This is a genomic window from Paenibacillus sp. MT86 (assembly GCF_058792535.1).
Map to the genome: position 1 here is coordinate 2,128,083 of NZ_CM179499.1, position 23,105 is coordinate 2,151,187.

Genomic DNA, 23,105 nt, shown 5'->3' on the forward strand with positions numbered 1-23,105 from the left:
AAAGTAACTTGTACGAGAAGGACTGTCCAGAATTCATAGGACAGTCCTTTTAGCGATCGGGTCCTATTAGTAAAATATGGACTGGTAAATTATAAAAAAAGATAGGACAAGAGCACTATAAGTTTGGTAAAATAAGGGCATGCGACTATGGGAGGAGTGAAGAGGGGATATGAAGCGGAAGAAATATTGGTTCTTATTCGCCATTTTATTATTATCCTTATCCAGTTTATCTCCCAGCTTTGACTTCACTCATCATACGAGACGGGAACCGCCCGGGGATGAACCGATTCCTCCGCAGCAGAGGCCGGAGGTGCCAGAGAGCGACCTGGGCCCCATCAAGGTCGGCGTCCAATTGAATCCGGACGAGCTGAGGCACCTGAAAGCGCTCAACGAACGCTTTATGGAAGAGACCGGAGCCGAGATCGAAATCACGCCTCTGGAAACAGCCGGTACGGAGAAAGAATCGTTTTTGCTTCATATGTCCCTTGGCGAAGGACCGGACATTATATTAACGGATTCCCATTACATTAAAGCGCTTGCAATGACGGGATATCTTCTGCCCGTCGATGCATCACAGACAACGGTGACCGGCGAAGATACCCTGAATGGTCTTCTGCCGCAGCTGCAATGGAACGGGTATCAATGGGGAATGCCTTTTGATATAGATCCCTATATCGTGACCTGGCAGACCGAAGGGAAGGACGGCGCCTCATTTAACATGCCGGAGAGCCGTCAGGCTTGGAAGGAATATATGGAGCTTCATAAGACGAGCCCTGTCCTCTCATTTGATCCGAAGGATCCTTACGCATTCGGCGCGGCGGTGCATTTGCTTGAAGGCGATCCTTCCAAGCCGGATCAAGAGGTGCTTGAAATGTTAATCCGCAATCACCTTCGAACGCTGGAATCGTCCCACGGCGCAGCAGATACGATAGAAACGGGGCAGGAACCTTCCTCTGGCATAGAGGAGGCTTCCGTGGCCGTTGAGCCGTATTCGAGCTTCGCGGACCGAGAGGTAAGCGGATTGTCTTCCGCATTGGCCATGGGAAAGAGTCATTTGAATACGCCGGTTGTGCGAGCGAGAAGTTTAGCGGTAGCCGCACAGACGGAGTCGTCTGCGCTTGCCATGAAATGGATTACGTATATGACAAGCAAAGAGATGCAGCAGGAATGGAGCAAAACGTCAGGAACACTCCCCGTTGTATCCGAAATGTATGTCACGGGCACGAACCTGAGGGATCGGGGCATTTGGCAAAAAGCAGCGGTTCCCGCCCAGGTGCTGCTCTCTCGGAATGAGCCGGCCGCTTTGGATTTTGGCGATTCGGAAGGTTTCCAGACTTATAGCGAATCGGCATATCGATTGCTGCATGGCGAAATAACGGTTGAAGAATATATGAAATTGTACACGCCTGCTCAACCATAACAAGAAAAAAGCTGCCCTCGCGGGCAATGTCATTTAGTTAAGGCTCAGGACCAAACATCAAGAAAAGAGCAGGTTATCGAAAAGATAGCCACGCTCTTTTTTTTGTATATGGCATAAAAAGACTTGACAAGTCGTTAGAAATGTGTGGCGAAGCCCCTTGAAAAACGAGGAGGTTTTGCCAATGAATGAGTACGCGAACGCGCTAAAACAAACACTGACATCCCTCATACGAGAGATGTCAGCCGATCCAGCACCTTATGTCAAAAACCCTGAAAAGGATTTTACCCGAAAGAAAAAGCTGCCCTTTGAAACGGTCATGCAGCTCCTGATCTCCATGGGCGGCAATAGCATTTATAAGGAACTCTTGGAATCTCAGGGCTATAACGTACACACCTGACCACGTCTGCCTTTGTCCAGCAGAGGAATAAAATCCTGCCAACTGCTGTGGAATCCTTATTTCACAAATTTACGCAATCGTATACGGATATCAAGTACTACCGAGGATATCGATTGCTTGCCATTGACGGTTCGGATTTGCATATCGCAACGAACCCTGCCGACACGGATACATATTTTCAAAGTCAACCGAACACGAAAGGCTTTAACCTTCTGCATTTGAACGCAGCCTATGACTTGTGCAACAGACTTTACGTGGATGCCATTGTTCAGCCCCGTAGGTTGTGGAATGAGGGCAGGGCACTGGCCGATATGGTGGACCGCTCCCCCATCCAAGGAAAAGTCATTGTTATTGCCGATCGCGGCTATGAGAGCTACAACAATTTTGCGCATATTGAACGTAAAGGGTGGAACTACGTCATACGCGTAAAGGATTTGAACTCCAATGGTATTCTTTCAGGCTTGCGTTTGCCCACTAGCGGAGAATTTGATCTTGACGCTCAAGTGATACTCACCAAAAAACAAACCAAAGAGGTCAAGGCTCATCCTGAAATGTACAAGTTCGTCCCTTCCCATTCCTCATTTGAATTTGTGGATTTGCAGAAGAACTTGTTTTACCCGATTTCCTTTCGGGTTGTTCGTTTCCTCCTGCCTACTGGCGCTTATGAAACCGTCATTACCAATCTATCTGCAGACGAGTTCTCACCCGTCGAAATCAAGTCCATTTACAGCATGCGATGGGGTATTGAAACCTCATTCCGGGCATTAAAATACACCGTAGGTCTTACGAGTTTTCACGCAAAAAGACAAGAGTCCATCGCTCAGGAGATTTTCGCAAGATTAATCATGTACAATTTCGCCGAAATGATTACCTCGCACGTAATCATTTCCCGAAAAGATAAACAGCACCAATACCAAGTCAACTTCACGGTTGCCGTTCACGTTTGTAGACATTTCCTGCGCTCGCGGGACGATGAACCCCCGCCTAATGTAGAAGCGCTGATAGGTAAGAATATTTTGCCGATTCGACCCATCCGCCCAGGACAGCAGAATACGCGCAAAATCCGCTACAAATCAGCTGTTAGCTTCGTTTATAGAGTAGCATAAACCGGCCCCAATGAACATTTTTAAAGCGGGTATATCGTCCGCTTAGTTTGCTGTACGCATTTTCACTTGTCTCCATGAGAAAACAAACGGCACAGGGCGCTTCCCCATGCCGTTTCAGAATCCATCGTATTTCCAATCTTGCCTTTGAGCTTATCTTAATGACATTGCCCTTCGGGGATCTTTTTTTTTGTTTATGAGCGAAATGTGCAACGAAAATGGTTACCTGACGAGTCCGGAATGGAAGGCCAGGAATACACTGGATTAGGTTGGAATGGAAGAGCCGGGAAGCGTCATGAATCCAGCGTTACCGAATGATGAATATGATGATGAATTTGGGGCGTTAAGATTCCGAATGGAGGTATGGGAATGGGGACGTCAAACTGGCAGAATTTATCGTATTGCGTGGATCTGATCCGCTATGTAGCTCCCAAGTCCGTTCTGGATATCGGGGTAGGTTTTGGCCGCTGGGGCATGATCTGCCGGGAGTATTTGGACGTATGGGAAGGGCGCGTATTTCGCGCGTATTGGAACACGCGGATCGAAGGAATCGAGATTTACCCCGTCAATATCGATACCTACCACGAATGCTTCTATAATAAAATCCACGTTGCGGATGCTTACGATCATCTGCAAACGCAAGTCCAGCCGGGACAATTCGATTTAATCATTCTGGGTGACGTTCTGGAGCACTTTACAAAAGAGCGGGCGCTCGTCCTGCTGCAGACCTGCATTGAAAAATCCCGCTTTGTCCTGCTTAATATTCCGATTGGAACAGACTGGCCGCAGGGCGCTGAATACGGCAATGAGTTCGAGACCCATTTGAGCGAGTGGACAACAGAGGAACTGGATCGTTTTCCCGTAGCTGACAAGAGGCATTTTAAGGATTACATTAACCGTGATTTCTCCACGTATTTGTTTTCGATGCCAAGGAAGTAGGTTTCGTATGAATGGAGCACCTTCTATGAGGAGGGTGTTTTCTTTTTATTCTCAATTGAAAAAATGGTATATTGGAAGAAACGAAGGTCAAATGGAGTATATGATGTGGATAAAACATAGAGAAATGAGCTGATTCTATTCTATGAAAAAGATCGTTTTAGCTGGTGGAACTGGTTTTATCGGAACTTATCTTGCGAAAAAATTCACGAATGAGCTGCAAGCACAGGTACTTATGATCTCCCGACGGCAGGGTCATATCGCATGGAACGATCGCGAAGCCATCGTCGCTGCCCTGGAGGGGGCGGATATGCTCATTAATTTAGCGGGCAAATCCGTTAATTGCCGTTACAATGAAACCAACAAGGAGCTTATTCTGAAATCGAGAACAGAGACAACGAACATACTCGGCAGCGCCGTCGAGGCCTGCCGTATTCCTCCGCGAACCTGGTTTAATTCCAGCACGGCCACGATTTATCGCCATGCCGAAGATAAGCCGATGACGGAGGAGCAGGGCGAGATCGGCGAAGGCTTCTCCGTCGAGGTTGCCAAGGAATGGGAGCGCGCTTTCTTCTCATTCCGATTGCCTCAGACGAGGCAAATCGCCCTGCGCATTGCCATTGTGCTGGGACCTGGCGGAGGCGTTATGACGCCTTATGTTAACTTGGTAAAATTCGGGCTCGGCGGCGTTCAAGGTACGGGGAAGCAAAGGTTCAGCTGGATTCATGTGGAGGATCTGTACCGCATGATTCTGTTTTTGCAGGAGAAGGAAGAGCTGAGCGGGGTTTTCAATGGTGCTTCTCCCTATCCGGTGACGAACAAGGAACTGATGGAGCAGCTTAGGCTTGCGTTGAATCGCAGAATAGGATTGCCGTCGCCTAAATGGCTGCTTGAGATAGGGGCCGGGCTTATTCGTACGGAAACGGAACTCGTGCTGAAGAGCCGCTGGGTGATTCCGGACAGACTCTGCAAGGCAGGTTTTCATTTTGCGTACGATACGCTGAATAAAGCACTGGCCGACATCTTGAAACGATAAGGGATTCTGAACGCGCGCCCTGGCTTGACTTTGCAGAAAATGATTACATATGGCAACAGAACGGATAGAATGGGTTTAATAGATGAGAGAGGGGTGTCCGAACATGAATCAGGAGTTTACGATTGTGGAGATCGACCGATTAGAAACCGACACGCATCATCAATTAACGGAATTATTGATTCGGGTTGTAGAAGATGGGGCCTCGGTGGGATTCTTAGCTCCGCTGTCTTATGATGAAGCTTCCGCTTACTGGAAGGATGCGCTTGGCCCAGGGGTTACCCTGTGGGCAGCCATGCAGGATGGGAAGATGATCGGCACGGTTCAATTGCAGTGCGCAACGAAAGCGAATGGCAGACACCGGGCCGAGGTGGCGAAATTGATGGTAGATCCGGCTTCCCGCCGCGGAGGTATCGGCAGAACGCTGATGCTGCATCTGGAGCCGAAAGCCAAGGCAGAGGGCAGAACCCTATTGGTCTTGGATACCCGGGAGGGGGACCCTTCCAACAAGCTGTATCAGTCTCTGGGTTACATCCAAGCTGGAGTTATACCCGATTATGCCATATCCTCTAACGGTGAGCTTGCCGGAACGGTGCTGTATTACAAGCGCATCTAAGATTATTTTCCCATTTATATCGCGGTGGGCTTTATCGTATCCAACGGGGCATGGAAAGGGAATAACAAGCGATATGAAAGGATGACCAAGGTCGATGACAAAGAGCGCAGGAACTTGCCGTAGCGGTGAGTTCTTTTTTTTGAAAATATGAGAAAATGGTATACTGTTTTTTAACAGGCAATAGAGAAAGGAATGTGGTTATGGGTTACCAGCTGACTGAACGGGTGATCAAACTGTTATGCGGAAAAACCTCCTACGACCGCGGCGGGGTTTTATATAGAGATGGTTATGTATCGATGCTGAAGCAGGATCCGGACGCTCGAAAATACGAGGCTGAAGTGAAAGATCAGGAGTCGGGAATCGCCTATGTGGAGATTGACTCGAACGGGGACGTATACACGGAATGCAGCTGCATCGATTACGGATTTTCCCGAAAGCGGTGCAGGCATATTGCGGCTCTCCTCCTGAACATACGGGATATTGAACAAACGGTTGAAGCTCCGATGCGCCCCTTTCCATCGTTATTACATCCTTCCGCCAACGTGAACATGGAAGAAGGACAGTTAACGCCCCGGCACTCACCGGAATATGGCAGAAGCTCGAGCGAAAGAGAACGGGATGCGCTGCTCAGCAGCCAGCTGCTCGGATTGTTCACGTATTCCGGCGGCCGGAGGGCTGCGGCGACATCCCGCTTTGATACCCGAGAGGTTCTGGAGATGGAGTGCATTTTCAAGCTATATCCGCACGGGGACCGGAAATACCTGTTCGGCGTCGAGCTGCGAGTAGGGAACAAACGCTTGTACATCGTACAGCGGATTAGGGAGTTCTTAGCGTGCGTGAAACGCGGCGCAGCCTGCGTGTTCACGAAGAATTTCACCTACGATCCGGAGGTGCACAGCTTCAAAAAGGAGGATGACGCGCTTCTACAGGAGCTGATCCGTATTTCCGATCATGAGAGCATGTATCAACAGTCACTGGACATTTACGCTTCGCCTGGCAAAAAGGGGAACGGCGACCGAATGCTGATCATTCCTCCTGCCTTTTGGCCTCAAGTACGGGAGGCGCTCGGTTCTTCGGATCGTGCCCTCTTGTCTATGGATGGAATCATGACGGATAAGCTGGAGTTCGCTCAGGAACCGATCCCGCTGCAATTCGAGTTCGATGAGGCTTCGGATGATCACTATCTGATGAAGATCGACGGATTGGAGCGGATGACCGTGCTGGAGGGGTACGGGGTCGTCATTGCGGAGGGAAGGCTGATACAGCTTGAAATGGATGCTTGCAAAAGGCTCGCCGAGATGAAGCTGCTGCTTGAACCTTCCAACACACCGCATATTCGGATACAGCCGGAGATGATGGAGTCCATCATGGAGCGGGTGGTACCGGGGCTGATGAAACTGGGCAGCGTGCATGTGGCGCAGACCGTGTCCGACCGCATCGTCAAAACGCCTTTAAAAGCGAAGCTGTTTCTGGACCGTGTCCGCGGCCGTCTATTGGCCGGACTCGAATTTCAATACGGCGACATCATCATCAATCCGCTGGAGGGACACCGCGCCAAACGCAGCAGCAGCTCGATTCTCGTTCGCGATGGAGAGACGGAGCAGCGGATTCTGGAGCTCATGGAGAACGCCTCTTTTGCCAGGACTGACGGCGGTTTCTTCATGAATGACGAGGATGCCGAATATGAATTTTTGTATCATACGATTCCGCAGCTGGAGAAGCTGCTGGTTGTTTATGCAACGACGGCGGTGAAGGAGCGGGTGCTCACTGAACCGATGGGAGCCAAGGTTCGGGTGGAGGTCGATGAACGGACGGATTGGCTTGAACTGAAGTTTGACATGGAGGGGATTCGCGAAGCCGAAATCCGGGAAATCGTCAAATCGCTCGAAGAAAAGCGCAAATATCATCGGCTGCGAAACGGAGCGCTGCTTCCGCTGGAAAGTGCGGAGTTCCAGGCCATGGTTGCTTTAATGAACCGGGTGGGACCTTGGCTGTACGAAGGGGAGGGGACGCGGTTTAAACTGCCGGCGGTCCAAGGACTTCAACTGCTGGATTGGGAGGATTCGGGATCATCGGTCCAGCTTGGCCGTTCCCTGCGCCGGATGCTGCAGAATGTGAAGAATCCGGATCATTTGGACTTTGCCGTGCCGGCCAGCCTGGAAACGGTTCTCCGGGATTATCAGAAGTTCGGCTTCCAGTGGATGAAGACGATGGCCCATTACCGCTTCGGCGGCATCCTGGCCGATGATATGGGACTCGGCAAAACCATTCAGAGCATCGCTTTCATGCTGTCGTTGCTGCCTGAAATCCGGGAGCGTAAAGAACCCGCGCTCATTGTGGCTCCTGCCTCCCTGCTCTATAACTGGTTTAACGAGCTTAAGAAGTTTGCGCCGGAGATCAAGGCCGTCATTGCCGATGGCACGCTGTCCGAGCGCGCGAAGGTGATCCAGAATATAGGCAAAGCGGATGTTGTCATCACTTCTTACCCGCTGCTCCGCAGGGATATCCAGCGATATGCGAAGCTGCCGTTCTTAACCTTGATTCTGGATGAAGCCCAAGCCTTCAAAAATTACGCGACGCAAACGGCTCAAGTCGTAAAAACGCTCCATGCCCGTTATCGGTTTGCGTTGACAGGCACGCCGGTCGAGAATCGCCTGGAGGAATTATGGTCCATCTACGATGCCGTTTTCCCGGCTCTTTTCGGTGACCGTAAAGCATTTCATGAACTGCCTAAAGAAGCGGTGGTGAAACGGGTGCGTCCTTTCCTGCTCCGCAGGCTGAAATCGGACGTGCTTAAGGAGCTGCCGGAGAAAATCGAGACGATTCAGGCCTCAGGGCTGCTGATCGAACAGAAGAAGCTGTATACCGCCTATCTTGCGAAACTGCGGCAGGAGACGCTTAAGCATTTGGCACAGGACGGTTTCCAGAAGAACCGGATCCGTATCCTGGCGGGCATTACCCGCTTGCGACAGATCTGCTGTCACCCGGCTCTGTTCGTGGAAGACTACGAGGGCGGTTCGGCCAAGCTTGAGCAGCTGCTGGAAACGATCGAGGAATGTCGTCTTGCAGGGAGACGGATGCTGGTATTCTCCCAGTTTACAGGCATGCTGAACCTGATCGCAGGGGAGCTGGGATATCGGGGGATTCCGTTTTTTTACCTGGACGGACAGACGCCGGGATCGGAGCGGGTGGAGCTGTGCGATCGCTTCAACGAGGGGGAACGGGAGGTATTCCTGATATCGCTGAAGGCAGGCGGAACGGGGCTCAACCTGACCGGGGCCGATACGGTGATCCTGTATGACCTGTGGTGGAATCCGGCAGTCGAGCAGCAGGCGATGGACCGGGCGCACCGTATCGGTCAGAAGAAGGTTGTGCAGGTCATACGCTTCGTCGCTCAAGATACGATCGAGGATAAAATGGTGGCTCTGCAGCAGAAGAAAAAGGATCTGATCGAGGAGCTGGTTCAGCCGGGGGAAGAGTCGCTTCCAAGCTGGTCTGAAGCGGAAATTCGGGAGCTGCTTGCCCTTCAGGGCTAATCGGTCGGATAAGATGAACCGCGTTCCAAAAGGATGACAAGGAGCTGTTGTTTTGAAAAAAGCCATGTTTCTCATACTGGCCGCCGTTGTGGTCGTCATCAGCTACCTGCCGCTGTTACTGGACGGCTATGCATACAATGAAGAGCAGGCGATACGGCGCGTTCACCCTGCGTATACCGGGGATAAGCTGTACGAGAGGTCAGAGGATCATCATAAGCTGATCGTCTGGCAAGATGGGCATGTAAAGACGGTCAACGTCCTGGAGAGCAAATGGGGAATGCTGCATAAAATTACGAACGCGGTCGCGCTGGAACCCAAGTCCGAAGATGAACCTTTTGTACGAACCTGGTCTGCCAGCCATCGTGGTGACGGCATCTATGACACCCTGGTGGCAGTGGAGACGTCGGAACCCGAAAGCAAGAAAATCATCGTCACCAATGAGCCCTGGGACGATAAACCGATCGAAGATCTGGAACAGGTGAAGGCTTTGTCCGGGATTTACATGGAAATCGACGTGGAGCAAGGGTACGCCATCCATTATGAGCAGCTGCCTGCCGACCAGACCGGGGGCTTCATATTTCGGAGCATCGATGCCGAAGGGAATATCCTTTCCGTTCAACCGTAGCGGATGGGCGTGAAGCATAAACGCTGATATAATAGGATGTATGTGATGTATGCAGCATTTACTCCAGATATAGAATAGGACGGTTCTCGGATGATCTCTTTTTTATTAACGTTAAAACGTCTCCTGAGCGGTTTGTTTCGAGCGTTTAAGCAGCGGTATTTCATGGCGCTGTTTGTGCTGATCGTCATCATGCTGTTATCGGGCACGATGTTTTATACCAGGCAAGAAGGCTTGTCGGTGCTGGATGCCCTTTATTTCTGCGTGGTGACCTTGAGCACGGTAGGGCATCCGGAATTCGTGCCGCAGACGCCGCTCGGAAAAACCTTCACCATGGTTTACATCGTCGTCGGGACGGGCTTGTTCCTCGGAATGGTCGGACAGTTGGCGTATGCTTTAATCCGTACGAATCAAAGGGAAGAGAAGAAGACAACGAATTCATAATGGAAACGAAGAAACAGCCCTGGCGCCGGGGCTGTTTCTTTTTCGGATGCGGAAATGCTTGGTTAATCGATCCAGAGCAGGTCTATTCAACCTTCACCGCAAAATAAAAGCGGGCTTCACCTTGATCCAGAGGCCATGTGCAGTGAATTTCGTACAGGTACGAGCCGGCTTTCGCTGGCACGGTATATCCATCGTTACCTGAATCCGTCAGGTTGAGGATGGTGAAGCCTTGTATTCCTTCGGGCGGCTTCGATTGAATGTCGGCACCGCCTTGGACCGCAACCGGCGTCATATCCTCGAGCCTGGGACGGGCCGCATCCGTCGTCGCGCAGTTATCCCCGTTGCACCACGAATAACCGCCACGTTGGAGATTGATCTCGGTGCCGTCAATGCTTACCTTGGGCAGCGGAGGTTCGGCGGCCTTCACCCACAGGGTCTGAACGGCTTTGCGGGCATTTTCCTTCGAGATCGGCGTTACGTTCTCGGACCTGGATCCGATGTAGTACCCGGTACCGAACACCATGATTAGAAGAACAATGTATAACACCGGCCGCATTTTTTTCATGTCCAGCTGTCCCCCCCTTTATATCCTTTGTCTCATAACTTGCTAGAAAATATGTTATAATTTTGAAATCAAGCACTTCCATTATAAACCAATCACGGATAGCAGGCGTTATATATTATGAGATTCTTTGAAGAGGATGAAACCTATGACAATAAAATGGTTAGCGTGGGCCAAGGAGATGCAGGCCATCAGCCAGGCCGGACTGGAGTATACGAGGGACGTTTACGACAAGGAACGGTTTGAGCAGCTGAGGGAGCTCAGCATCCAGATCATGCAGGAGTATACCGAAGCAGGCGAAGAGAAGATCCGTACGCTGTTTGCGAGTGAAACCGGATACCAGACGCCGAAGGTGGATGTCCGCGGCGTTATTTTTCAAGACGGAAAGCTGCTGCTGGTGAAGGAAAAGGCCGACGGGGCCTGGGCGCTGCCGGGAGGATGGGCGGACATCGGCTTATCCCCTGCGGAGGTCGTGGTGAAGGAAGTGAAGGAAGAGGCCGGTTACGACGTGCGTGCAGGGAGGCTGCTGGCCGTATTGGACAAGAAATTTCATAACCATCCGCCCTCGGCCTTCCACGTGTACAAAATGTTCATTCAGTGCGACATTACGGGCGGAGCCGCAGGCGTGGGGACCGAAACGTCCGCGGTCGGTTTTTTCCCTCAGGACGAACTGCCGCCGTTGTCCGAAGAACGGAATACCAAGGAGCAGCTGAAGAGAATATTCGAATTCGAGAACAACCCGCATTTGCCGACTTGGCTGGATTAAACCATATAACAAAGGAGCGTAGACAATGTGATCGGCTTTAAACCTTATAAAGACGTACCGGATGAATCGGAAACCAGACGTAAATTCCATGGACGGATCAATATTTTCTTTTTCAGCGCATTTTTAATCTTTTGCGTCATTATCGTTCGCCTTGCCATATTACAGTTCGTGGAGGGACCTGAGCTGGCAAGCCAGGAAACAGGGGGGGAGCAGAAGCATTTCCCGCTGCAGCCGATCCGGGGGTCCATCATCGATGCGTCCGGCACCAAGCTTGCATACTCTACGGCTTCAAATTCTTTATATATCACGCTCATGAAGGATTACAGCAAAAAGACGGACAAAGGAAAAGAAAACCGGCCGGAAGCGGAGGAGATGGCGAAGCGTCTTGTCCAGGCGTTTAACAAGTATGGGGATCCGAAATTGGAACCGACGACCGTTCAAAAAGTGATGGATGACCTGGACTTGGAATATAACAAGCAGCATGGTTATGAGCCCAGACGCATCAAATCCGATTTGACAAAGGAAGAGATCGCTTATTTCATGGAGAACCGAGCCAAGTTTCCCGGCATCCAGATCGTGGAGGAGAATGTAAGGCACTATGATCCGGATACGGTGGCCGTTCAGACGATCGGATACTTAAGGAAGTTCAAAGGTTCTAAATCCGTAAAAGTTTATGAGGAAATTGATCAGAGCAACAAGGATCAGGATAATCCCGGCATGATCTACACGGAAGAAGAATCGGTGGGGTATGACGGATTGGAGCGGATGTATCAGGAAGAACTGCGCGGCAAGAGCGGGTATCTCAGCATTCCAATCAATCCGCAGAATATGGTGGACGGCGTACCGACGATGGTCGCTCCTGAAAAAGGCCATGATATTCACACCACGATTCATAAAGACATTCAGCTTGCCACGGAGCAGGCCATCATGGATCAGCTCCAATATCTCCATACTCATCCGGTATCGGGCAAGCTTCATAAGAATGCCGTAACCGGATACGCCGTGGCCATGGAGGTGGATACCGGTCATGTGGTCGCGATGGCCAGCATGCCGGATTACGACCCGAATGTATGGGAAAGCGGAGGCAAAATTACGCAGGATGTCGTGGACGCGTCGGGAAACGGCACGATAACGATTTACGGATCGGGCAGATCGGGAAACGGCTTTGAATCCATGATTTTTCTCGGTTCCGTCATTAAACCGCTGACGGTGCTGATCGGGCTTAATGAGGGGTTATTTGGCATTAATGACACTTATCCTGATCAAGGGTACGCCACCATAGGTCGGGAAGGAAGCGAAACGAGAATTTCCAACTCGAGCGGTCATCGAAACGGACCCATCAAGCCGCAGTTAGCGATTCAGCAATCCTCAAATGCTTTTATGATTGATATGATCGGCAAAAGACTAGTCAGCAAGTACGGCGGGGAGAAGGGCGTTACGGTCTGGGATGAGTATATGGAGAAGTTTGGTCTTGGCGTCGTAACGGGGAGCGGTTTGCCCAACGAGCATAAAGGACTGAAAAATTATACCGATACCAAAGCAGCGGGAAGTAATCTGGCGGCTTTAGCCTACGCTTCCTTCGGTCAGCAGGGGAAATACACCCCTCTACAGCTTGCTCAATACACCGTCATGCTGGCGAATGAAGGCAAGCGCATCAAGCCGCAGCTGGTCAGCAAAATTACGGACCAGGATGGCAACGTGGTCAAGGAATTCGGGCGCGAGGTCCTGAATGAGGTCGAATTCCCCAAAACGTACTGGCAGACCATTAAGCGGGGGATGAATACGCAGGGTCTCGCAGCCTTTGATGATTTTAAATATGACTTCGCCCGCAAAACGGGAACCTCCGAGCAGGAAGCTAAAGTGAATGGGAAGTGGCAGAAGATTGATAACGGCGTCTTCATCGCCTTTGCTCCGCGCGACAACCCGAAGCTGGCGGTGGCCGTCGTTGTACCGGAAGGCGGCTTCGGCTCGCAAAGCGCAGCGCCGATTGCGAGGAAGATATTCGACGCTTATGACGAAATCTACGGGCTTGACGGAACGCCGCATCCGAAGAAAACCGAAGATCAAGCTAAGAATAACGGAGAAGACGAGACAGGGGACAATGAATAAACAGCGTAGACGGGGAATCGTGAAGATTAGCGATGGGAGACGGGGAGACTAAACCAATGATATGGGATGAAAGTATATCGGGTGCAGTCGGTTCATGTTCATCATTATTAATCAATACCATTCGCTTGTGGAAACGCATATAACGAAAAGGCAGGCTGTAGAGGCGAACTTGATCCTCTCCATCCTGCCTTTTTTGTATCTTATTTAATCGAGTATTTTGCAGTAATCTAAGCCCTTGCTACGCAAGGATTTTCAGGCATAAAAAAGGGACTTTACCCCAACTTGCAGAAGTTTTCAAGAGACCAATCCAGAAAACTCAAGAAGGGGTAAAGTCTCTTGTATATTCTCCAAGAAAGTCTGTTTTCCTTTGAGGAACTGCTAAAAATCGAGTCAAAAGATCGTTTGCCGATCTTTTTCAGTGTGCTGGACCTCCGTCCTTACGCGAAAGAACTGAGAAGTCGTTCACCCCGAGGAGCCGACGGGCATTGCAGAGAAGGCATTTTGCGCGCCCTTCTTGCTGCTCCTCTAGAACGTATCCAGACATTTACTGGTTTACATCATCGACTGAGTACCGATCTTAGGTTTCGCTATCAATGCGGACTTCCACTCGACCGCGAGGCTCCATCCATCGCTACATTAAGCAGAGTCTTTGCCGAGCTGACGAAGAAAGAGCTGGCCAAACAGTTGTTCGAAGACTTGGTCAATCGCTGCAAGCAAGACGGCATCATCGACGGAAATCATGTTGCGATCGACAGTGCCTCGATTCACGCTTACGAAAAGAAGCAGCCTAAGCGAAAAAGCGAGCAAACGGGCAATGCGAACTGGGGAGCGAAGTTCGACTCCTTCGGTAATAAAGTGACTTGGTTCGGCTATAAGCTCCACTTGGCGGTGGATACGAAAAGCGAACTTCCACTTGCGCTCGAAGTCACGCCAGCGCATGTGAATGATGGAGAAATGGCGCCGAGCCTGATTGAGAAGGTTGCTGTCGATAAACGCACGAGATTCTTCATGCTTGATGCGGGCTATGACCAAATGAAAGTGTACGAAGCGGCTCGAAAGGTGAACGCTCAAGCCATTATTCCTCTCAATCCTCGGGGAGAAAAAGAACCGCCCGCTGGCATGACGACAAACGGAACACCCTGCTGTACGATGGGGTTCGCGATGACTTACTGGGGCGCCGACGGCGATTACTTGAAGTTTCGTTGTCCGCATGCCACAGGCAAAGTAGATTGCCCGTTAGGCATGGCCACTTGCTCAGCGTCCAACTATGGCATGGTCGTCAAAGTCGATACGAAGGACGATCTAAGGCGATATAGTAATCCGCATCGCGATACCAAGCGCTGGAAAGAGCTTTACAATGAACGAACCAGCGTGGAACGGTGCAATTCTCGAATGAAAACGTATTTGTCCGCGGATAGCCTGCATGTCTGGGGCGTTCAAAAAGTCACTACGCAGCAGTATTTGAACGCCATCGTCCTACTCGTATCTGCGCTCTCAACTGCTTCGAGAAGAAAGCAAGCCGCCGCTTAAAAAGTTCAAACTTCAAAAATTCTGGAGGTCTGTCCTTTTTCAGAAAACGCGTGATTTAGAGACGAGACAATGTCTGTTCTTCCTATGATTTATCCAAATTCGGAATTATGCAAAATGCTCAATCAATAAGGATTGCTCCTGATCTTCAGCACTTCTGCGAGAAAGGTCAAGGCTAGGCCTTGGCCCCAGCCCTGGATTCGCTTATCGGGCACGCCTCTGTAACCTGCGGCGTCCTTCATGACGGCCGTACCTGCAGATACGCCGGTTACGGTACCATCCTCGGTGATTTTGGCCATGATGCCGTCAATCGATTTCTGCGTGTATTTATTATAGATGCGTCCTTTGGTCAACAGGGCGGCGGCGATGCCGGCCGAGCCGGACGTTTCCAGCGGGGATTGCGGATCGGTCGTAATTGTATGCCACATGCCGGATTCATGCTGCAGCCGGACCAGGGCGCTGAGCTGGTCGCGCAGCGAGCCTTCGATGATCATGAAGGACGGATGCGTGACCGGCACAAGCTCCAGGGCACGAGCCATCGTGATGGCAGCCCAGGCATTGCCCCGGCACCAGAAGACGCCTGACATATGGTTGCCGGCGATGTTGTCCCAGCCGTGGTAATACAGATTCGTGACGGGATCCTGCAGGCAATCCTCATGGCCATGATACTGCTTCAAACCATCCTCGAAGTAATCCTCCCGGTCCAGCATCACGCCGATCCGAAGCAGGAAGTAGCCTGCCATGAACATCGTATCGACCCACGCCTGCTCCGGAAAGTTATACGTTTCGGAGTTCACCGTATGCTGAAAGATGCCGTTGCCGAAACGCAGTGCATCATGAGTAAGATACTCGGCCATTTCCTTGGCCGTTTCGATATACCGCTCATCCTCATAAACCTCATACAGCGTCAGGAGGGAGTGGCCGATGGAGACGCCGTTGACGGACAGCTTCGGCAGCCCCTCTTCCATATTTTCGTCGACCCAGGCTTTCAGCTGTTCCAGATATTCCTTTTTGCCGGTGGCCTTGTAGGCTTCGCATACCCCGTAAAAGGCGACCCCGCCCGGCCAATCCCAGCTGAAATCCATGCGAAAAGTCCGGTCAACCACGCGGTCTATGACATTCTCAATCTGTTGATCATCAAATACAAGTGCTGGCATGATGAGAAACTCCCTTCATATTCAATTGAATCTATGTGTATGGATTACCCTTTCAATCCTGTCGTGCTGATCCCTTCCACGATGTATTTCTGGAAGATAAAGAAGACGATGACGACCGGCAGCAGCGATAAGGTAGCCATGGCAAACATGCCGCCCCAGTTATTAAGCGACTCCCCGTCAAGGAACAACTTCAAGGCAAGTGACACGGGATATTTCTCCGGATTGTTCAAATAAATGAGCGGATTGATGAAATCGTCCCATCTCCAGTAGAAGGAGAAAATCGAACATGTAATGAGCGCGGGCACGATCAGCGGCACAACGACCCGGAAGAAAATCCCGTACTTGCTGCATCCGTCAATCTTGGCGGCTTCGTCCAGTTCCTTCGGAATCGTGCGGATGAACTGCATGATCAGAAAGATGAAGAACGGAATGCCGAAGAATTGGGGAACGATTAACGGCTTGAAGGAAGACAGCCAGCCGAATTTGGCGAACATCACATACTGCGGAACAATCACGACATCATGAGGCAGCATCATCGTAATCATCATGCAGGCGAACCAGAACTGCTGTCCGAAGAACTTGGTCCGAGCCAATCCGAAGGCGACAAGCGCCGAGGAGGCGACGGCACCGATGGTGGAGATGATGACAATGATGAACGAGTTTTTGAAGAAGGTGCCGAAGGTGGTCCCGGCGAATCCCTTCCAGCCTGTAGCATAATTCGAGAATTCCAGCCGACTCGGAATCAGGCTGTAAGCCGTCGTGAATATTTCATGATTGGGCTTAAGCGAGCTGGCGACCAGCCACAGAATCGGATAGGTCATGCCGAGGGCGAACAATCCGACCAGGGTATGGTAGAGAACACGTCTGGATGTGGTCATAACCGTCAATCTCCTTTCGTCTCGTAATGAACCCAGCGGGTGGATGATCTGAAGATGAGCAAGGTCAGGACACCGACGATAATGAGCATGATCCAGGCAAGAGCCGACGCGTAACCCATTTCAAAATGCGAAAACGCCTTGCGGTATAAATAGAGCGAATAAAGCAGCGTTTGATCCAGCGGGCCGCCTTCGCCGCGCGATATAATGTAGGCGGGGGTGAAGGTCAGGAACGCCGAGATCGTCTGGAGCGTCAGATTGAAGAGAATGATCGGACTGAGCATAGGCAGCGTAATCTTGAAAAAGCGATGGACCGCATTGGCACCGTCCACGCTGGCGGCTTCGTAGTAATCCTTCGGTATATTTTTCAAGCCGGCCAGAAAAATGATCATCGAGGAGCCGAACTGCCAGATGGACAATGCGATGAGCGTCCAAAGCGCCGTGCTGGGATTCCCGATCCAAGAGGTCGTGGAATGGATTCCGAAGAGGGACAGGGCAGAGTTCACGAGCCCCTTGTCGCCGAAGATCTGCTGCCACATGATGGCCACGGCCACGCTTCCCCCGATGAGGGAAGGCAGGTAAAAGGCGGAGCGGTACAGCCCTACGGCTTTGGTTGCGGTATTCAGAATCATGGCAACGAAGAGGGCGAAAATGAGGCGCAGGGGAACGCTGGCGAATACATAGGTGAACGTGACCTGAAAGGACTTGCCGATCTTGTCGTCCTCCAGAAACAACCGCTCATAATTCCCGAGGCCCAGCCATCTCGGCGCTTCCATCAGATTGTAATTGGTGAACGAATAATACAGGGACGACAGGATTGGATATAAGGTAAAGATGAGAAAACCAAGAACGAACGGCGCTGAAAACACGTAACCGGTGATGTGCTCGTTCTCGCGGAGCCTCTTCATAGACTTCAACCCCTACGATTCAGATTTGGTTGCGCCCCGTGCAGGGGTCACTGATGTAAAAAGGCATCTCTTGCACGGGAAAGACGTGCGGGAGATGCCTTGTCTAGCCGTATCCTGGTTATTGCTGAGATCTGGCCAAGATGGCATTCGCTTCCTTGCGGAACTCGGCCGCGGCATCTTCGATCGAGATTTTCTTGAACAGGATGCGTTCGCTGAGATCTCGCAGCAGCTTCTCGATCTCTACCGCACCGATCGGGTTAGGCGGATCTCCTGGCGTGCTGTTGGCCTCAGCCCAAGTGACATAGTCGAAAATTTTGGCTTCGTTCTCGGAGAGGAGCGGCTTCAGCGCTTCCTTTACCTTGGCGGATACGGGAACGCCGCGTTCGCCCTTGATCAGCTTGTTGGCCTCGATGTCGTTGATGAAGAAGCTGATGAATTTGGCGGCTTCTTCCTTGTGCTTCGAGGTTTCGGTGACCGAGAAATACATCGAAGGTTTCAGGAAGAGACCGTCCTTCGTTCCGGGACCCGGCATCGGATTCAACTCCAACGAACGGTCGGTTACCAGATTGGCCACGGCAAGGAACTGGTTGGACCAGCCGGTGCCCGAGATGGAATTGCCAAGGACGATTTCATCCTCCTCCGCTACGCCTTTCTTCTGGGCTTCCTTGTCGAGAGACAGGATATATCCGTTGTCGTACCATTTCTGGTAGCGGGTGAAGTAATCGATAAAGGGCTGGTCGTCGCTGTACCCGATCGTTTTGCCGTCAGCGCTGTACATTTTTTGCCCGATGGTTCTTAAATAGTACGGGAAGAAGACGTCATGCCGGTAAGCAAAGCCTCCGATTTGCAGGCCTTTTTCTTTGGCTTGGGCCCCCATTTTGTCCATGTCGTCCCAGGTCCATTCCTTGGACGGAATATCGATGCCGTTCTTCTTCATCGTCTCGACGTCAAACGTGGTTTGGAGTGCGTTCACGCCGAGGTTCATGGCAACCAGCTTGCCGTTGACCTCACCGCCGCTCAGCGCATTCTCGCTGACGTCGGCGACATCCAGCTCGCCGCTCTCGGTGAACGGCTTCAAATCCGCCAGCTGATTCCGGCCTGCATATTGATTCAGGTAGGAGATGTCCATTTGGATAATGTCCGGAAGTCCGCCGGCCACCGCTTGGGGAGCAAGCTTCTTCCAATAGTCATCGAATGGGGCATATTCCGGTTCAATGGTGACATGCGGATTCTGGGACTCATACATTTCGATGACCTTCAAGGTATAATCATGCCGGGACTGACCGCCCCACCACGCAATGCGGAGCTTGACCGGATCCTTGCTATCGCTTGCAGCCGCCGGCGGCGTTTCCGTTCCGGTTCCGCCGTTTGCCGGCTGTTCGGCAGCGCCTCCGCCCGAACAGCCGATCAAGCTTCCGATCAGGGAAAACATCAGGACCGCGTTTAACACTTTTTTCATTCCATTTCCTCCCCTTTGTTGATGGACCACGAATCATCGTTTCAAATGTTAGTGCTTACATTCCCAATTATCTAGTTTTCGAGGAGAAAGAGTAAGGAAAAAAACCGTGCAGTTTGTTTAAAAAGCAGAGATGTACGTACAAGTTAATCGCTCTTTTTCATATATTCGGATGGCGTGCAACCGATCTGTTTCTTGAACACTTGGCTGAAATATTGAGGATTGTCGCCAAAACCGAGCCGCTCCGCCATTTCAAAAATTTTGATATCGGGATCGCTCAGCATCATTTCGGTTGCGCGTTTCATCCGAAGCTTCATCACGTAATTGGAGAACTTCTCGCCGGTCTCCTTTTTGAACAGCTTGCCAAGATAGTCGGCGTTCATATACAGCATGTCGTTTGCCACAAGGTTGAGGGTAAGCTCCGAGTTGCCCAGCTGGTTCTCGATGATCTCCACCACCTTGCGCACGATGGCGTTGTATTGGACCTTGTTCCGTTCAAAGTTTCGCAGCGTGATTTCCCGAACCGTTTCTTCCAGTACGCCTTGAATCGCTTGGAGCGTGCTCATCTCGGCGATTTCCGGGATTCGCGCGTAACGTTCCTGCATCTGGTCCGGATCGGTCAGCCGGATGAGGGATACGTATTGCTGAATGATATAGGATTTGGTCATCTCGATGCTCAGCTGCGCACGCTTCAGTTCCTGAACGAACTCGGTCAGGGCATGCTCCGCTTCGTTTCGATGGCCGGATCGGACGGGCATGCACAGCCGCTCCTCATCAAGGACGAAGCTTCCTTCCATACCGCTGCCGTGCAGCGTATCCTCGGTTGTGATCATTCCGCTTTCGTCCAAGTAGAATCGGTAGTTCAGGCACTGCAGCGTATCCCGGTACAGCCTCCGCGCCTGGGTAACAGGCCCGGGATCGCTGATCGCGATCGTGACGTCCATTTTGTAATACTGCTTAAAAATGCAGCGGATATCCTGGAGCTGCTGATGAAGCCACTGCTGATCGTTACGGTCCTCGATCAGCACCAGGACCTGCTGCCCGATGGTCGTGCTCAGCAGCGTCGTGTCCAGCAGATCCTCGGCGATGTTCTTCACGGCGAATTGATGCTCGAATTCGACGAAGCCTTCCAGCTGGAACAGCAGAAGACGCACAGGCTGATCGAAATCGTATTCGAACAGGCTCCGGTACTCCTCCAGATCATGGCGCCCATAGGTCTTGTTGGTGACGAACTCCTTGAGCACCTGTTCTTTGACATGGGGCAGCACCTTCCGGAGCCGGTCCTTCATCTCCTGGACAAACGTTTCCTTGTTCCGGTCCTGGATCAGCTCGTCGATGACCTCTTTCAGCGCTCCACCGATCTTGTCCTCGTCGGTCGGTTTCAGCAGGTAATGCTTCACGCCGTATTGCATGGCGCGGTTAGCATACTCGAATTCGCCGAAGCCGGACAGCAGCACGAATTTGATATGAGGATGGGAGGCGTGGGTCTTGGCAACGAGCTCCAGACCGTCGAGTCCGGGCATGCGAATGTCGCACACGACGATATCCGGGCTCTCCCTGACGATTTTTTCATACGCTTGAATTCCGTTCTGGGCGGTACCCGCCAGCTCGGTTCGGTATGCCGACCAGTCCACCATCTGAGATATGCCGTCCAGAATAATCCGTTCATCGTCCACAAGAAGTACTTTGTACATTCGAATCCCTCCGTTATTTGGGTAAAGACAGAATCACGCGGGTTCCAAGACCCGGTCCGCTGTCGATGGATAAACCGTAATGGTCGCCAAAAGCCAGCTTGATCCGTTCTTCGATGTTTAACAGTCCGATTCCGTTACCGCCGGTGGCCAAATCGCCGCTTCGCAGAAGTGTCAGGGTATCCGGCGCCATGCCGGGACCGTCATCCTCGACGATGACGCAGAATGCGGAAGGCGTCTCCTTGCAGGACAACGTAATTCGACAAGGGTCAACGGATGGCTCCAGTGCGTAATGAATCGCATTTTCGAGCAGGGGCTGAAGGGACAGCTTAGGTATTTTGCGGTGCAGATCCTGCTCTTGTACATCCAGCGTAAATTGTAAGCGGTCTTCGAACCGGAATTTTTGTATGATGACGTAGTTTCGGACGATCTCCAATTCTTCCCCCAATGTCAGAATGGGCTCTTTCAAACTGACGGAGTTTCGGAGAAGGAAGGCTAATGCCTGCACCATGTCGGAGATTTGGGACTGCTTGTTCATCTTCGCCAGCCAGTTCACGGATTCCAGCGTGTTATACAGAAAGTGAGGATTGATTTGCGCTTGCAGCGCTTTAAACTCGGTCTCTTTGATCAACAGCCGATTTGAATAGTTCTCGGTAATGAGGGCGTTGATTCGCTCGATCATGAGACGGAATGTGCGATGCAGCAGTCCCAGCTCGTTCATGGCGACGGGGGCTGCGTCCTGAGGCAGCACGTTGGCTTCCGCAAAGTTTCCTTTTTCCGCGAGTTTCATCCGGGCAATGAGACTTTCGATAGGACGTGTCAGTCCCCGGCTGAACCTGATGCCGAGCAGAATCGCAACCGCGAAAATAACGGTAAATACGATGATGACAAGCTCTTTAATGAATATGATTTGCTTGAAGGTTTGGTTAAAGGGCGTGACATTCATATATGTCCAGCCCGTGTTGCCCGATCGGTTATGCGCAATGAAGTAGGTGTGGCCATCGATTTCCCGGGTAAGGTACCCGTTTCCGGTTGACAGGGAGGATTGAATGACCGCCGGATCGAAGTGCGGCGTTGCGGGATAGATCACATCCGCACCCGAGGTCACGATCAGGTCGCCTTCCCCGCCGGCGGATTTCCGGACGATTTTGTCCATATTGATGCGAATGATGATGGTGCCCAAGTAGTTAAGATCGAATAATGTGCCGGAATAGGATCTTATTTCCCGGGAAAGTAGAAGGGCCGAATCACTTTCGTCCGGGTATATCCAGCGTTCTTCTCCATCCGCGTCCCCGGCAAGCTGAAGAATCCGTTCCTTCTTGGCAGGATCAATCGGGACGACGCTGCCGACGTCCTGTTGATGGTCATATGAATCAATCAGGTGAATGGAGTAGAGCATGGGCTCGGAACCGACATAATTCAGGAGGCGGTCTACCAAATGCTGCCGGAGGATGAGCCTGTCATAATCGGATTCGCTCCCGGCGATGGAACGCAATATATTCTGGATCTGGGTATCCGTAATGATATTAAAGGATAACTGTTCGACCCGCTCGAGCTCTGACTCAATCGCGGAGGAAGACAGGTGAAGGACCTGGGATGATTTGAGGTACAGCTGCTCGTCGTAGATGGAGAAGGCATACTGCTGGACGATGACGGCGAACGCAAATGCCATGGCAACGATAAGGCTGATAAGAAGGGAAAGCTTATTTTTGATTTTCATATTTTTATAGATCGTCATCCATTTTTGCACGGCAACGTCTCCTTGCGCTGGTCCTAAAATGTTGTGTACACATTATGTACCGGGTTGTAAACGCTGTCAATACATGCGAGGTTATTCCAATACCCGGGATAATCGGTGCGGCTTTTCTTTATTTAGTCGGTTATTTGAACATGGAGGACGGTTATTTGAATGTATGTTCGGCGGTTACCGTTCCATAATGGAGTTAG

Annotated in this window: 19 protein-coding genes; 12 read left to right on the forward strand and 7 right to left on the reverse strand. The window is 51.3% G+C overall.

The features are described from left to right. Positions 1–169: 169 nt before the first annotated feature. The 9 genes from AC3RCL_RS09165 (at position 170) to AC3RCL_RS09205 (ending at position 10,107) form a co-directional block, all read left to right on the forward strand. Complete coding sequence (locus AC3RCL_RS09165; protein ID WP_492535230.1) at positions 170–1,420, forward strand: extracellular solute-binding protein; 1,251 nt, start codon at positions 170–172, stop codon at positions 1,418–1,420. Between the two features lie 181 nt (positions 1,421–1,601). Further along, entirely contained in the window at positions 1,602–1,817 is a 216-nt protein-coding gene (locus AC3RCL_RS09170; protein WP_492535231.1) for a hypothetical protein, read from the forward strand. Between the two features lie 47 nt (positions 1,818–1,864). Beyond that, the gene (locus tag AC3RCL_RS09175) at positions 1,865–2,923 is read left to right on the forward strand and encodes an IS4 family transposase (protein WP_492535232.1); all 1,059 of its coding nucleotides are present in this window, start codon (positions 1,865–1,867) and stop codon (positions 2,921–2,923) included. Positions 2,924–3,289: 366 nt separating this feature from the next. Next, positions 3,290–3,859, forward strand: coding sequence for a methyltransferase domain-containing protein (locus AC3RCL_RS09180; RefSeq protein WP_009589841.1), 570 nt, complete (start codon positions 3,290–3,292; stop codon positions 3,857–3,859). A 142-nt stretch (positions 3,860–4,001) separates the two neighbouring features. Next, positions 4,002–4,892 (forward strand): TIGR01777 family oxidoreductase, encoded by an 891-nt coding sequence (locus tag AC3RCL_RS09185; RefSeq protein WP_192571203.1) that lies wholly within the window; start codon positions 4,002–4,004, stop codon positions 4,890–4,892. A 103-nt stretch (positions 4,893–4,995) separates the two neighbouring features. Continuing rightward, on the forward strand, positions 4,996–5,505 hold the full coding sequence (locus tag AC3RCL_RS09190; protein ID WP_277746441.1) for a GNAT family N-acetyltransferase: 510 nt from the start codon (positions 4,996–4,998) through the stop codon (positions 5,503–5,505). Between the two features lie 200 nt (positions 5,506–5,705). Then, positions 5,706–9,041, forward strand: coding sequence for a DEAD/DEAH box helicase (locus AC3RCL_RS09195; protein ID WP_492535233.1), 3,336 nt, complete (start codon positions 5,706–5,708; stop codon positions 9,039–9,041). A 52-nt stretch (positions 9,042–9,093) separates the two neighbouring features. Next, a complete protein-coding gene (locus AC3RCL_RS09200; RefSeq protein WP_492535234.1) occupies positions 9,094–9,666 on the forward strand; it encodes a hypothetical protein in 573 nt (190 codons plus the stop codon). Positions 9,667–9,756: 90 nt separating this feature from the next. Next, positions 9,757–10,107 carry a potassium channel family protein gene (locus AC3RCL_RS09205; RefSeq protein WP_015736455.1) on the forward strand — a complete coding sequence of 117 codons (351 nt, stop codon included), beginning with the start codon at positions 9,757–9,759 and terminating at the stop codon, positions 10,105–10,107. 82 nt (positions 10,108–10,189) lie between these two features. Here AC3RCL_RS09205 and AC3RCL_RS09210 read toward each other — a convergent pair whose 3' ends face one another. After that, positions 10,190–10,672, reverse strand: coding sequence for a hypothetical protein (locus tag AC3RCL_RS09210; protein WP_492535235.1), 483 nt, complete (start codon positions 10,670–10,672; stop codon positions 10,190–10,192). Positions 10,673–10,817: 145 nt separating this feature from the next. Here AC3RCL_RS09210 and AC3RCL_RS09215 point away from each other — a divergent pair, with 145 nt between their 5' ends. From AC3RCL_RS09215 to AC3RCL_RS09225, 3 genes are all read left to right on the forward strand, one after another. Further along, positions 10,818–11,435, forward strand: a complete 618-nt coding sequence (locus AC3RCL_RS09215) for an NUDIX hydrolase (RefSeq protein ID WP_220684516.1) — start codon at positions 10,818–10,820, stop codon at positions 11,433–11,435. Between the two features lie 27 nt (positions 11,436–11,462). Further along, the gene (locus AC3RCL_RS09220; RefSeq protein WP_492535236.1) at positions 11,463–13,544 is read left to right on the forward strand and encodes a peptidoglycan D,D-transpeptidase FtsI family protein; all 2,082 of its coding nucleotides are present in this window, start codon (positions 11,463–11,465) and stop codon (positions 13,542–13,544) included. Between the two features lie 336 nt (positions 13,545–13,880). Next, positions 13,881–15,074 (forward strand): transposase, encoded by a 1,194-nt coding sequence (locus AC3RCL_RS09225; protein ID WP_028407136.1) that lies wholly within the window; start codon positions 13,881–13,883, stop codon positions 15,072–15,074. 122 nt (positions 15,075–15,196) lie between these two features. Here AC3RCL_RS09225 and AC3RCL_RS09230 read toward each other — a convergent pair whose 3' ends face one another. The 6 genes from AC3RCL_RS09230 to AC3RCL_RS09255 form a co-directional block, all read right to left on the reverse strand. After that, on the reverse strand, positions 15,197–16,228 hold the full coding sequence (locus AC3RCL_RS09230) for a glycoside hydrolase family 88/105 protein (RefSeq protein WP_492535237.1): 1,032 nt from the start codon (positions 16,226–16,228) through the stop codon (positions 15,197–15,199). A 44-nt stretch (positions 16,229–16,272) separates the two neighbouring features. Further along, entirely contained in the window at positions 16,273–17,106 is an 834-nt protein-coding gene (locus AC3RCL_RS09235; RefSeq protein WP_096776785.1) for a carbohydrate ABC transporter permease, read from the reverse strand. A 5-nt stretch (positions 17,107–17,111) separates the two neighbouring features. Continuing rightward, on the reverse strand, positions 17,112–18,011 hold the full coding sequence (locus AC3RCL_RS09240) for a carbohydrate ABC transporter permease (protein ID WP_096776784.1): 900 nt from the start codon (positions 18,009–18,011) through the stop codon (positions 17,112–17,114). A gap of 118 nt (positions 18,012–18,129) precedes the next feature. Then, positions 18,130–19,470, reverse strand: a complete 1,341-nt coding sequence (locus tag AC3RCL_RS09245) for an ABC transporter substrate-binding protein (protein WP_332295470.1) — start codon at positions 19,468–19,470, stop codon at positions 18,130–18,132. A gap of 143 nt (positions 19,471–19,613) precedes the next feature. Continuing rightward, positions 19,614–21,161, reverse strand: a complete 1,548-nt coding sequence (locus AC3RCL_RS09250) for a response regulator transcription factor (RefSeq protein WP_492535238.1) — start codon at positions 21,159–21,161, stop codon at positions 19,614–19,616. A gap of 13 nt (positions 21,162–21,174) precedes the next feature. After that, positions 21,175–22,908, reverse strand: coding sequence for a cache domain-containing sensor histidine kinase (locus tag AC3RCL_RS09255; protein ID WP_492535239.1), 1,734 nt, complete (start codon positions 22,906–22,908; stop codon positions 21,175–21,177). Positions 22,909–23,105 lie beyond the last annotated feature (197 nt).